This window comes from Sinorhizobium fredii USDA 257 (assembly GCF_000265205.3).
GTDB lineage: Bacteria > Pseudomonadota > Alphaproteobacteria > Rhizobiales > Rhizobiaceae > Sinorhizobium > Sinorhizobium fredii_B.
The window spans coordinates 5,816,853-5,829,181 of record NC_018000.1; the positions used below are offsets into that span (position 1 = coordinate 5,816,853).

Consider the following 12,329-nt stretch of genomic DNA (forward strand, 5'->3'; position numbering starts at 1 on the left):
TGGGCTTAAGGAAACAGGCGGGGGAGCGCTTACTTCCAGACGAGGCCGACCTTCTTCAGGTATTTCTCGCCGAAGTCTTCCATGCCCTCGGCAATATCGCGACCACCGGCCGACAGGAAGAAATTATAGGCGAGGTCGCTGTCCTCGAGGCACCAGACGACCAGCCCCTCGCAACCGAGCGATTTCAGTAGGCTTTTCGCCTCGCCGAACAGCATGCGCCCGAGACCGAGGCCCTGATATTCGGGGCGAAGATAGATTTCGTAGATCTCGCCTTCCTGCGGGAGCGCCCTTGCGCGGCTCAGGCCCAGCGTCGCATAGCCGGCTATCGTTCCGGCTACATCGACTACGAGCAGCGTCGCCGGCCCGCGCGTCGCCTTCCTCCACCAGGTCTCGTCGCGCCGGTTGACCATCTTGACCAGCGGGCGGTGCGGGATGATGCCGCCATAGGCCTGCAGCCAGGAAGCGCGATGCACATCGGCGATCGCCGCCGCCTCATGCGGCTCTCCGGGCCTGACCTCGATCGAAACAGTCTTCATGACCTGACTCTAAACACACGACACGGCGAACCGGAATCCCGCCAGGCTGCCGCGCCACGTTAACCCACAGGCAACTTTAACGGCATCCGTTCGAAGGTTAACGTGTTTTAACTTTATCCGCAAGCCGCCCGCGAAAGGCACACACAGCAAAAAACCCCGGATCGCTCCGGGGTTCTCATGCATCTGTCGATTTTCTCGAATTTTACGCCGCGCCGGCCGTACGGGTCTTTTCGAAGCGCTTGCGCTCATTCGGATCGAGATACATCTTGCGGAGCCGGATCGATTTCGGCGTGACTTCTACAAGCTCGTCATCCTGGATCCATGAAAGCGCGCGCTCCAGAGTCATGCGGATCGGCGGCGTCAGGCGAACGGCTTCGTCCTTGCCGGCGGCACGCATGTTTGTGAGCTTCTTGCCCTTCAGAACGTTGACTTCCAGGTCGTTGTCACGGGTGTGAATGCCGATGATCATCCCGGCATAAACCTTTTCGCCCGCCTCGATGATCATCGGGCCGCGATCCTCAAGGTTGAACATGGCGTAAGCCACGGATTCGCCGGCATCGTTGGAGAGCAGAACGCCGTTGACGCGGCCGCCGATCTCGCCCTTGTAAGGCTGGTAGTCGTGGAACAGGCGGTTCATGATCGCCGTGCCGCGCGTGTCGGTCAGGAGTTCCGACTGGTAGCCGATGAGCCCGCGGGTCGGCGCGAAGAACACCAAGCGAACGCGATTGCCGCCGGAGGGACGCAGCTCGACCATCTCGGCCTTGCGCTCCGACATCTTCTGCACGACGACGCCGGAATGCTCGTCGTCAACGTCAATGACGACTTCTTCGATCGGCTCCAGCAATTGCCCGCTTTCGTCCTTGTGCATGACGACGCGTGGACGCGAAACGGCAAGCTCGAAGCCCTCGCGGCGCATCGTCTCGATCAGCACGGCAAGCTGCAATTCGCCGCGGCCGGAGACGAAGTAGGAATCCTTCTCGGACGATTCCTCGATCTTCAGCGCGACGTTGCCTTCGGCTTCCTTGAACAGGCGGTCGCGAATGACACGCGAGGTCACCTTGTCGCCCTCGGTGCCGGCAAGCGGCGAATCGTTGACGATGAAGGACATGGTGACGGTCGGCGGATCGATCGGCTGGGCTGTCAGTGCCTCTGCCACGGACGGATCACAGAAGGTGTCGGCGACGGTGCCCTTGGTGAGACCGGCGATTGCGACGATGTCCCCGGCATGGGCCTCCTCGATCGGCTGACGCTCGATGCCGCGGAAGGCGAGGATCTTCGAGATACGCCCGGATTCGAGCAGCTTGCCGTCCTGGCCCAGCACCTTCACGGCCTGGTTCGGCTTGACGGAACCGGAGTGGATGCGACCGGTGATGATGCGCCCGAGGAAGGGGTTTGCCTCCAGGATCGTGCCGATCATGCGGAACGGGCCTTCGGCAACCGTCGGCTCGGGAACATGCTTCAGAACCAGATCGAGCAGCGGTCCCATTCCCTGGTCCTTCGGACCTTCGGGATTGACGTTCATCCAGCCGTCACGACCCGAACCGTAGAGGATCGGGAAATCGAGCTGTTCGTCGGTCGCGTCCAGCGCGGCGAAGAGGTCGAAGACCTCGTTGATGACTTCCTCGTGGCGGCCGTCCGGCCGGTCGATCTTGTTGATCGCGACGATCGGCTTCAGGCCGACCTTCAGCGCCTTGCCGACCACGAACTTGGTCTGCGGCATCGGGCCTTCGGAGGCATCGACCAGCACGATTGCCCCGTCGACCATCGACAGGATGCGTTCGACCTCGCCGCCGAAGTCGGCGTGGCCAGGGGTGTCGACGATGTTGATGCGCACGCCCTTCCACTCCACCGAGGTCGCCTTGGCGAGAATGGTGATACCGCGTTCTTTTTCCAGATCGTTGGAATCCATGACGCGTTCGGCAACGCGCTGGTTTTCGCGGAACGAGCCCGACTGCTTCAGAAGTTCGTCGACGAGCGTGGTCTTCCCATGGTCGACGTGCGCGATGATCGCGATGTTACGAATGCTCATTTTTTGTCTCGGAAAGTTCGTGGGCACGCGCGACAAGGCGGGTACCGCTTTTCAGTTGCCGCGCTCATACAGGTTTTTTTGCGATTGCGAAAGGGGGCGGCGCTTGAGACCGGGCCCGCACGAACCGCTGCGGCACTCAAGCGACGGCCGCCGGATCGAGCGTCACGCGCCACAGCTCCTTATCCTGCCGGTCCATGAGCCGCACGGTCAGTTGCTCGGTCTGGCCGTTGACATCGACGATTCCGAAGAATTGCAGGCCCGCCGACGGCGGCAGATTGCTGTCTGCGCCGCCGGCCGACGCCTTGATGAAGCGGACTTCCGGTCCGAAGGTCATATCGAGTTCCTTCGGCCCATAGGTGCCGGAATGCAAGGGGCCGGAGACGAACTCCCAGAAAGGCAGGAAATCCTTGAAGGCGGCACGCGACGGGTCGTAGTGATGGGCGGCGGTGTAATGCACGTCGGCCGTCAGCCAGACGATGTTGTCGACCCCATTGTCGCGGATGAAGCGCAAGAGATCGGCAAATTCCGTCTCGCGCCCCCCCGGCGCGCCGCCGTCACCATTGGCGATCGCGTCCGATCCACGCTTCCTCGAATAATCGTCCCAGACGACGAGACCGATCGGCATGTCGCAGGCGATCACCTTCCAGGTGGCGCGCGAGGCGGCGAGCTCACGCTTTAGCCAATCGGTCTGTCGCCATCCGAAAAGCCCGGCATCCCCCTCCCCCTGGTTGGGGCCGCGATAGGAACGCAGATCGACGAAGAAGACGTCGAGCAGTGGACCATAGGCGATCTTGCGGAAGATGCGCCCCGGCTGGGTCGGCAGGGTGCGGATCGGCGTCATCTCGTGGAAGGCGCGCGCCGCACGGGACGCATAGACGGCCACGTCCTTCTCCGGATAGCGCGGATCGTCGCGAAGGTCGGTGGAGGCCGACCAGTTGTTCAGGACTTCGTGGTCGTCCCATTGATAGAAGGTCGGGCAGACGGCGTTCAAGCCGCGCACATGCTCGTCGAGCAGATTGTATTTCCATTGGCCGCGATATTCCTCGAGCGTGCGGGCGACGTCGCGCTTCTCCGGCGTGACGATGCGATTCTTCCACATGCCGCCGTCGCGAAGCTTGATCTCGTCGGGGATTGGGTTGTCGGCATAGATCGTGTCGCCGGAATGGATGAAGAAATCCGGCTCGTGCAGCCGCATGGTCGAATAGGTCTTCATGCCAACCTCGTCGATGCCCCAGCCCTGACCGGCCGTGTCGCCGGACCAGACGAAGCGCACCGAACGCCGGCGCAAGGGCGCGGTGCGAAAGCGCCCGACGATCGGCTCGGAAACGCGGTTGCCGTCATAGAGATCGGTGGCGGTGAAGCGGTAGAAGATGTCCTGGTCCGGCAGCAGATTGTCGAGCCGGCACTTCACCGCGCAATCGGTCTGCGGCGTCGCATCGATATCGGCAAGCCGGATGGCACTCGAGAAGCTCTCGGTGGTCGAATATTCGACCACGACGCGCGACGGGCGGTCCACCCGCGTCCAGATCATGCCTGATTGCGGATCGACATCGCCGGACTGGACGCCATGCAGGAATTCCGGCCTCCCGTAGCCGCGCGCATAGAACGGTGTGGCAAGGCCGGAGGACGCCACGAGGCCGGCGGCGCCGGTCGATAAGAGAAAAGAACGCCGGGTGAGCGTGTCTCGAACTGCGGCCAAATCCTGCCTCCGGTCCCGTTTCGCGAATCATCGTCTTCGCAAGCGGACCTTTGGCGAGCCGCATGTCAGCGGCTTTACAGATGGATGAAACTATTTGAACGGATTGGCGACAGTTCTGTGAAGGCGCCGGAACGGCGGGACCGGCGATGCTCAATGCACGAAATCGTAATGGTCCCGTATGCGGTGGTTGAAGTAGCCGCCAGCCGAGTCCGCATCCGCGAGTTCCTCGTAAACGCGCTCCGGAACGTCGAGGTAATGGTACGGGCGATCATTGCCGACGAACCAGATGCTCAAGATTCGACGGGGCACATCGTACTTTGCCTGCCTGATTGCAGAGGAATCCAAGAACGATTGCAGCAATGGCATTGACCCCTCCCGACTGGATACCAGAAGTCGCAGGACGTTGATTATATATCAAATCGCGCAACTTATGAACGATAGCCACTTCGACTGTCGTCCATGCGCCTGCTATGAAGGAAGGCCGGCGCCGCGCCTAACGAGGTCCTTTGCCTTTGACCCGATCGAACACGCCCTCATCCAGTGACCGGCTCGAAGCCATTCTCGCGCGTCTGGAGCAGCGCCGGGACGAAGAACGCGTTTTCATGAAGATCTATGCCGAATCCGCCCGCGCCGCAGCGGCAGCCGCCGACCGCAGGCGGCAGGAAGGAACGGGCCTCGGCCCGCTCGACGGCCGCATCGTCTCGATCAAGGACCTCTTCGACGTGGCCGGCGAGCCGACCCTTGCCGGCTCGATCATCCGCCGTACTGCGCCGCCGGCGTCGGCCGATGCAACAATCGTCCGACGCTTGCGCGCCGCCGGCGCCGTCATCGTCGGCAAGACGCACATGACCGAATTCGCCTTCACCGCCGTCGGCCTCAATCCGCATTATCCGGTGCCGGGCAATGCCCTCGATCCGAAGCTCATTCCCGGCGGTTCCTCCTCGGGCGCTGGCGTTTCGGTGGCGGAAGGCACGAGCGAAATCGCCATCGGCTCCGATACCGGCGGCTCAGTCCGCATCCCCGCCGCCCTGCAGGGCCTCGTCGGCTCCAAGCCGACCGCCCGCCGCATGCCGCTCGACGGCGCCTTCCCCCTGTCGCCGAGCCTCGATTCGATCGGCCCGCTCGCGCTCAGCGTCGCCGATTGTGCGCTGGCCGACGCCATCATGGCCGGCGACACGCCGAAGCCGCTTAGCTCCCTGCCGCTCGATGACCTGAAGTTCGGCATTCCGAGAGGCGTTCTGCTGGAAGGCCTCGCGCCCGATATCGCCGGAGCTTTCGAGGCAAGCCTGCAACGGCTCGCCGGCGCCGGCGCAAAGCTCGCCGAATGCGAGATAGACGATCTCCTCGCCCGCTTCGGCGAAGCCACCGCAATCGGCTCCCTCGCCGGGCTCGAAGCAAGCCGCATCCATGCGGACTGGCTGATGGGCGAGAATGTGCCGGTCGATATCCGCGTGAAATCCCCGCTCCGCCGCCGTCTCGCCGTTCCCGACGCGGCGCTCGAAAGCCTGCTGCAGACGCGGCGCGCGCTCGCCCGCGCCATGGACGAGCGCTTGAAGCATTTTGACCTGGTCCTGCTGCCGACGACACCGATCCCCGCCGTCCCCATCGCCTCCGTGGTGGATGACAAACAGGAATATCGCCGTATCGAGGGTCTGCTGTTGCGCAACACCGAGGTCGCCAACCAGTTCGACCTCACGGCAATCACCCTGCCGATGCCCGGCACCGCGCTGCCGGCGGGACTGATGCTGATGGGGCGAAACGGTGCCGACGGAACGCTGCTGCAGGCGGCTGCTTCCGTGGAGCGTGTGTTACAGGACGCCTAGCGCATGTGCACCTGAAAAGACGCGCGGCGCTGTAGCCCGCCGACCGCCTCAATGCATCGTCTGGGCATCCTCGCCGAGGATCCGAAAGGCATGTTCGAGCGCAGCGACCAGAATATCGGTAAGCTCGTCGCCGTCATTGTCCATCAGGTAGAGGGCCACCCTGGCGTCCTGCGGGTCGCTGTAGTGCTCAATAGTGTCAGACATTCATTGTCCTTTCTTCGCCACTTCACATCCGGCTGTTGGCGCGATGATAGGAAGGTCGGCTTGTGCAGAGCTTGACGTGCGCAGCCCTCATCCACGGCGTTTCATTCAAGCACGGCAGCCGCGAGTTGCGCCGTCCCACCTGGACGTACAAGGCGGCTCATGTTTTTCCTCGCCCGCGCCTCTCGGGCAGGGTAGATGACATGGAAATCGAGCCTCGAGATTCATGATGTCGAAGAAAACCAAGCGCGATGACGTCCACCTGGAGCGGCTGAAGACCGAGTTTCCGGACATCCATCGCGCCCTCCTCGCGGGTGAGATCGCCTCGGCGCGCAAAGCCTTCGTCATCGCCGGCATCACGCCGGAGCGCACCCGCCTCGAGAAGCTCAAGAACTCCTGGGCGAAAGCCACGGAAAGCGAGCGTGACGCTTTCCTGACCTGGGTTTCAGCCACGGGCGCGAGCCCGGCGACGGCGGCATCATTCTCCCCTCCTCCCTCTTCAGATTCGCGGAACGCGGAAACGCCTATCGCGAGCGGCCGCTATCTGCTGCCCTCCACCATCGCCGAGATCCAGGCGATCATGGTCCGGCGCAGGCTGACGCCTCGGGATGTGATGCACGAGATGGGATTTGATCCCGACGGCCAGTCCCTCGCCGGCGCGATAGCCCGCGGCGCGAGCCTCAGACTGTCGGTGATTGCTGCCCTGGAGGGCTGGCTGCGCATCAACCAGCAGAGCTAAGTTGATCGGTACGGCCCTCGGACAGGGGCGCCGCCTTCTCGCGGGATCTCGATGCGATGGAGCAGAAAAGATGAGCTTCGACAAACTGCTCGGCATCGACGTCGGCTACTCCCGATCCCGCCCGACCACCGGCGTTGCCTGGAACCTTGGCGAGGAGTTCGGCTCGGCCAGGACGCACAGCGACTGGGAGCGGCGACAGCGAAGCATTCCCGCCTCGGCCGCATTCGCGGTGATAGCAATCGACGGACCTTTGACGCCGCCGGAGGCGCCCGACACCCTCGATCGCTTCTGTGAGCGTCTCTTCATCCGCGGCACCTTCCAGACGCGCTGCAAGCCGGGCCTCAGTCACCATGGTCATGGTCGCGATCTCCGGAAAGCTGCCGCGGAGACGGCCGCGCAAGTCAGGCACCTCGCAGCCGCCCCGATCGGCAGATCCGTCATCCCCGGCGCCGCGATCATCGAAGCCTTCCCCAACGCCTTTCTCGGCGTTCTCTTGGAGGACGAGCGGTTTGCCATGACGAGAGCCGCGAAGCGCAAGAAGTTCGACTGGCTTTACGACCATGCCGTCGAGTCGGGCGTTATCAAACACCTCCTCGATTTCATCGGCTGGAACAATGAGAGGTTGCTCCAGCAAATCGCCGTCGAAGGCGACCACGAAAAGCGAGCGGCCTGGATCTGCCTGCTGACGGCCGCCTGCGCCGCCGCCGGCAAATCGGAAGTCGTCGGGGACGAGAAAGGAGGCTGGTTCTGGCTGCCGCCGGCAGAGCTCTGGGCGGATTGGGCGAGGGAGACATTGGCGAGGAACAGGGCGGCGATCGCGGCGAGCGCGATTTTGGGGGCTGGTTGAGTATGTTTAATGGCGGAGAGGGGTCGTTCGTTGCGGGCAATAATTAGAACCGTAGTCGTGCTGCCTGCCGCCGCCCGCCCGCGCGATGTCATCTAGCTATGCCTCGGCACATCCGTGCGATCAGCGACACTCCACCATAAATTTGTACTGACACAGTCCGCGCGCGTGCGAAGGTGTTTGCTTCCGCCGGCCTTCCAATGCCGTGACGCAATGGCCAGAGCTGGATCGGGAAACTTGGACAGGGGTTATAAGTGGAATTTCTGCCTGAACACGGTATAGAAGCCGGGAACAGGAGTTTTCTAAGTGACGCGATTATTCTTCGATCAGACGCTTCTTCCCCGGGGGGAGCCCCTGCTCGATCAACCTGTCGAGGTAGTCGCAGTAAGGACTGCCTTCATAGAATGGGTGGGCCGCCTCTCGGACGTATTCCGCATTCAGGTTTGGAAACTTCTTCAAAGCATCAGAGATCCAGATCTTCACTTCATCGGTATTGCCCGCCCTGAGAGCGAGCAACGCTGCCCCAATGAATGGATAATAGGTTGTGCGTTCGAAGGATGCCCCTTCCCGTAGATGCATCCGGGCCGTTGAGAGGTCATCGGGCTCGCCTCTCAGCATCAAGCCAATACCGAGTAGTGTCTTGAACGCAAACATAGACGGATCGTGAGGACTGAGATCGATGGCATTTTGTGCGGCTCTAATCGTCGTATCGGCGTCCCTGAGCCGCACGGCTGCCATTCCATGTGCGAAGTGAAGAAACGCGTAGTTGGGATTTAATGCAAGGCCCAGTACAGCGACAGGGATGGCCTCAGCCGCTCGCCCGTCCACCGTAAGAAGGAGCGACATCATCGCATACGCGATATCGCTACGCCTGTCGATTTCTAAGGCCTTCGTGGCGAACGATAGTCCTTCCTTGACAGCAACAGGCACGTCTGCGGCACGCCCCCAAAGGACGAGTGCGTATCGGTGGCGAGCTAAATAGGCGTAGGGAAGTGCGAAATTCGGATCGTGTTCGAGCGCTTGTCGAAGGAACCTCTCGGCAGTGGCTTGAGAACCTGCTTCGAAGGAAAGCAATTCAGCAAAGCCGCGGTGACAAAGTTCCCAAGCAGTAAGGTTGTCCGTCGATTTGGCGAGGGCGAGGCCCCGTTCGTGCGCTCCCAGTTCTGGTTCGATGCCCGCGATAATCCGGCGCGTTATCTCGTCCTGCACATCAAAAAAATCGGCGATCGGACGATCCCACCGCTCGGCCCAGATGTGTGCTCCGGACAGCGCGTCGATTAGCTGTACAGTGATCCTCAACCGATCACCGGACCGCCGAACCGATCCTTCCACGACATAGCGCACACCAAGTTCCCGGGCGATCTTGCGTACGTCCTTGGCTGTTCCCTTGTAGGCGAAAGTCGAGTTGCGAGCGATCACGAACAACCATCGAAAGCGACTTAGTTCCGTGATGACGTCTTCGACCAGTCCGTCGACAAAGAAGTCCTGATCGGGCGTGGCAGAAAAATTCTGGAATGGGAGAACCGCGATCGAAGCACGTTCCTGTCCAGAGAGCCTAACCGGGCTGGGCGCCGTGCCGTCCAGCTCGACCTGCCACACGTCAATTGGTTCGGGGATGTTCTTAACGGACTGTGGCCCGAGCCACGTCATCCCAGCCTCTATCTTGCCTTTCACATGATCGTAGATTGCACGAGATATGCAGATGCCTCCGGCGGGTGCGATGGTTTCTAAACGCGCAGTGATGTTGACGCAGTCGCCGAGGATGTCGTCCCCATCGATCACCACGTCTCCCAGATGAATACCAATCCGGAAACGCAGACGTCGGTCTTCCCTTTGAGGAGACTCGCGCGAGATCAAGTTGCGCTGCATTAGAAGAGCCGCTCTTACCGCTAACACTGGCGATGGGAAATCGACTAGGAGCCCGTCGCCCATGGTTTTGACGATGCGGCCACCGCCTTCCATAATTGCCGGGTCAATCACGTAGGTTCGCGCATCGCGCAGCCGCGAAATGGTGCCTTCCTCGTCTGCCGCCATGAGACGAGAATAGCCGACCAAATCGGCAGCCATTATTGTGGTAAGGCGACGTTCCACACTTGCCCCTCCGCCAAGAAAATACAGTACCGCCTGATAAGCAAATGCGAAAGCGCTCTGGAACCGGGCGAATCAGGATAGGTACGAAAAATCCAGATTGAATGCCCTGATGTCGCACCCAAAGGGATCCGCTTCTCTCTTCGGCTTTCCGATGCCGAGCGGGAATGGTGGCAGCGTAGAAAGAGCAGCGACTGCGGCGCGTCCACAGCGGCAGCGCGGGTCGTCTGGTTGTGCTTGCACTGGAGGGGCTTGGCGTTTTCGTTCTTGTTCCTCTTCTCGTTCTGGGCAATGCAACCTAACAACCCGACGAGCCGTTGCTCGAGCGCAGACGTTCGCAGCCAAAGCTCCGAACGGCGGCACGCGGCCAGGAGCCTGCTTATATGCTGGAGATGGAGAACGTTACGATCCGACCCTAAGCGGCCGCACGTCCACGCGATCCGGAGGACAGCAGTGGGGTCAGAAAACGGACGCACGAGAACTACGGAAAGGACAAGGGTCACCTCCTTCGCATCGAACCGCTGGAACTCGCCGGTTAGGACACCGATCGACACCTCACCTCGGCACGTCTGGGCATAACTTGAACGACGGCCATCGCGCCAGCAGGCCGCGACCGCGAAAATCAGCAGCACGATCCGCCGTTTCCGCGATAATCGAGCGAACCACCCGATTGGTGACGAGGCCATCGCCGGCCGCAACTGGCTTGGTCAAACGGTGTCGCCGTCCAGATGACTGCAACGTTATTACGTAACTTTCCATTTGACGATTGTAATAACGTAACATATCGAGGGAGCAGACACATGCACTCTGCAGCCAGCTTAGTCACAGGAAAATATTTGGAGGTCTGAATGCGCACACTGCGCGTGCTCTTCACTGCGGTTGCACTCGGCGTCACCGCAGCGCTTAACCCGGCCCATGCCGCGGTGCTCAAGGTTGCCGGCCCATGGGAGATTGCCGGCACTGATCCAGCCCAGACAGGTTATGTCTTCAGCAGATTGCAGGTCGCCGAAACGCTTGTGACCGCCAACCACGAAGGCAATCTCGTCCCGGCCCTCGCTAAACAGTGGAGCGTCAGCAGCGATGGTCTCATATGGCGCTTTACGCTCCGAGAGGATGCCCAGTTTCACGATGGCACGCCGGTGACCCCGCAAGCGGCTGCCGCCAGTCTGAAGCGAGCCCTTGCAGGTGTCGGCGTGCTCTCTCAAGCGCCGCTTGGCGAGATCACCAGTCAAGGGCGGGACGTCGTGATCCGGCTGACGAAACCGTTCTCTGCCCTGCCCGCCTATCTCGTCCATTTCAGCACGATCGTGCTGGCGCCTTCGTCATTTGATGCGGCGGGCAAAGTTACGCAGATCGTTGGATCCGGACCCTACAAGGTGAAGAGCCTCACCGCTCCGGCACGGCTGGAGTTGCAGGCCTCAGGCCGCTGGTGGGGCGGCAAGTCCGCGATCGAGGAAGTCAGCTATCTCGCAGTGGGACAAGGCGAAACCCGAGCGCTGATGGCGGAAAGCGGCGAAGCCGATTTGGTCTTTTCGATGCTGCCGGTCTCGGTGAATCGTTTGAAAGCCAATCCGAAACTCGATGTGCAGATTGCCACCATCCCCCGCACGCGCATCCTCAAGGTCAATGCGGCGTCCCCATTTTTCGACCAGATTGAGGAACGGCAGGCGATCAGTGCAGCGATTGATCGGGCCGGTCTCACCAAGGTGATCCTGCGCAACGCCGATCTTGCTGCAACCCAGCTATTCCCGCCTGCGATGAAGGGCTGGAATTCCCCCGAGGTTCAGCCGCTCGTGCGTGACGTCGACAAGGCGAAGGAACTCCTGGCCACGGCCGGCTGGAAAGCCGCCAGCGACGGTATTCTGGAAAAGGACGGCAAGCGGTTCAGCGTGACACTGCTTACCTATTCGAGCTGGCCTGAACTGCCGCCGATCGCGACGGCACTCCAGGCCCAGCTTAGACAGGTGGGAATCGAGGTAAAAGTATCCGTCGGCAACAGCTCGGAGATTCCGGCGCGCCATCAGGACGGAACGCTGGAGATGGGGCTGATCTCGCGACTCTATTCCATCGTGCCGGATCCCGTCGGAACGCTGCTCCAGGACTATGGTCCCGGCGGAAGCGACTGGGGTTCGATGGGCTGGGACAACAAGGAAATCCAGAGCGTCGTCGAACAACTTGCGGCGACGAGCGATGCGGCGGCCCGCGCTCCGCTTCAGAGTCGCGCGGTGGAGATCCTGCAGCGAGAGCTGCCAAGCATTCCAGTGACCTGGTCGGAGCTCGCCATCGTCTCGAACAAGAGGATCACCGGAGTCCAGGTCGACCCCCTCGAAGTGAATTACGGCTTGTCGGCAATCCGCTGGGCAGAGTGAC

The 12,329-nt window shown here is 61.5% G+C and carries 10 protein-coding genes; 4 read left to right on the top strand and 6 right to left on the bottom strand.

Translation table 11 applies throughout. The features are described from left to right. Positions 1–29: 29 nt before the first annotated feature. From USDA257_RS27335 to USDA257_RS27350, 4 genes are all read right to left on the bottom strand, one after another. Complete coding sequence (locus USDA257_RS27335; RefSeq protein ID WP_014766230.1) at positions 30–536, bottom strand: GNAT family N-acetyltransferase; 507 nt, start codon at positions 534–536, stop codon at positions 30–32. Positions 537–738: 202 nt separating this feature from the next. Further along, a complete protein-coding gene (gene typA, locus USDA257_RS27340; protein WP_014766231.1) occupies positions 739–2,565 on the bottom strand; it encodes a translational GTPase TypA in 1,827 nt (608 codons plus the stop codon). Positions 2,566–2,701: 136 nt separating this feature from the next. Further along, positions 2,702–4,264: an alkaline phosphatase D family protein gene (locus USDA257_RS27345; RefSeq protein ID WP_014766232.1), complete on the bottom strand. Its 1,563-nt coding sequence runs from the start codon at positions 4,262–4,264 to the stop codon at positions 2,702–2,704. Between the two features lie 150 nt (positions 4,265–4,414). Then, positions 4,415–4,630 carry a KTSC domain-containing protein gene (locus tag USDA257_RS27350; RefSeq protein ID WP_041414722.1) on the bottom strand — a complete coding sequence of 72 codons (216 nt, stop codon included), beginning with the start codon at positions 4,628–4,630 and terminating at the stop codon, positions 4,415–4,417. 146 nt (positions 4,631–4,776) lie between these two features. Between USDA257_RS27350 and USDA257_RS27355 the strand changes: the two genes are divergently transcribed. Further along, on the top strand, positions 4,777–6,087 hold the full coding sequence (locus USDA257_RS27355) for an amidase (RefSeq protein ID WP_014766233.1): 1,311 nt from the start codon (positions 4,777–4,779) through the stop codon (positions 6,085–6,087). 48 nt (positions 6,088–6,135) lie between these two features. On the opposite strand, the gene USDA257_RS37270 is transcribed toward USDA257_RS27355, so the two are convergent. Further along, on the bottom strand, positions 6,136–6,291 hold the full coding sequence (locus tag USDA257_RS37270; protein WP_014766234.1) for a hypothetical protein: 156 nt from the start codon (positions 6,289–6,291) through the stop codon (positions 6,136–6,138). Between the two features lie 226 nt (positions 6,292–6,517). Between USDA257_RS37270 and USDA257_RS27360 the strand changes: the two genes are divergently transcribed. Together USDA257_RS27360 and USDA257_RS27365 are read left to right on the top strand one after the other, a co-directional pair. Then, entirely contained in the window at positions 6,518–7,027 is a 510-nt protein-coding gene (locus tag USDA257_RS27360; protein ID WP_041415658.1) for a hypothetical protein, read from the top strand. A 70-nt stretch (positions 7,028–7,097) separates the two neighbouring features. After that, on the top strand, positions 7,098–7,874 hold the full coding sequence (locus tag USDA257_RS27365; RefSeq protein ID WP_014766236.1) for a DUF429 domain-containing protein: 777 nt from the start codon (positions 7,098–7,100) through the stop codon (positions 7,872–7,874). A 312-nt stretch (positions 7,875–8,186) separates the two neighbouring features. Here the strand turns inward: USDA257_RS27365 and USDA257_RS27370 are convergent, their stop codons facing one another. Beyond that, a complete protein-coding gene (locus USDA257_RS27370) occupies positions 8,187–9,962 on the bottom strand; it encodes an adenylate/guanylate cyclase domain-containing protein (RefSeq protein WP_014766237.1) in 1,776 nt (591 codons plus the stop codon). An 845-nt stretch (positions 9,963–10,807) separates the two neighbouring features. Here USDA257_RS27370 and USDA257_RS27380 point away from each other — a divergent pair. Then, the gene (locus USDA257_RS27380) at positions 10,808–12,328 is read left to right on the top strand and encodes an ABC transporter substrate-binding protein (protein WP_014766238.1); all 1,521 of its coding nucleotides are present in this window, start codon (positions 10,808–10,810) and stop codon (positions 12,326–12,328) included. Position 12,329 lies beyond the last annotated feature (1 nt).

Coding starts and splice junctions, on each gene's coding strand:
- USDA257_RS27335 (WP_014766230.1), bottom strand. CDS start 536: ATGAAGACTGTTTCGATCGAGGTCAGGCCCGGAGAGCCGCATGAGGCG.
- typA (WP_014766231.1), bottom strand. CDS start 2,565: ATGAGCATTCGTAACATCGCGATCATCGCGCACGTCGACCATGGGAAG.
- USDA257_RS27350 (WP_041414722.1), bottom strand. CDS start 4,630: ATGCCATTGCTGCAATCGTTCTTGGATTCCTCTGCAATCAGGCAGGCA.
- USDA257_RS37270 (WP_014766234.1), bottom strand. CDS start 6,291: ATGTCTGACACTATTGAGCACTACAGCGACCCGCAGGACGCCAGGGTG.
- USDA257_RS27360 (WP_041415658.1), top strand. CDS start 6,518: ATGTCGAAGAAAACCAAGCGCGATGACGTCCACCTGGAGCGGCTGAAG.
- USDA257_RS27365 (WP_014766236.1), top strand. CDS start 7,098: ATGAGCTTCGACAAACTGCTCGGCATCGACGTCGGCTACTCCCGATCC.
- USDA257_RS27380 (WP_014766238.1), top strand. CDS start 10,808: ATGCGCACACTGCGCGTGCTCTTCACTGCGGTTGCACTCGGCGTCACC.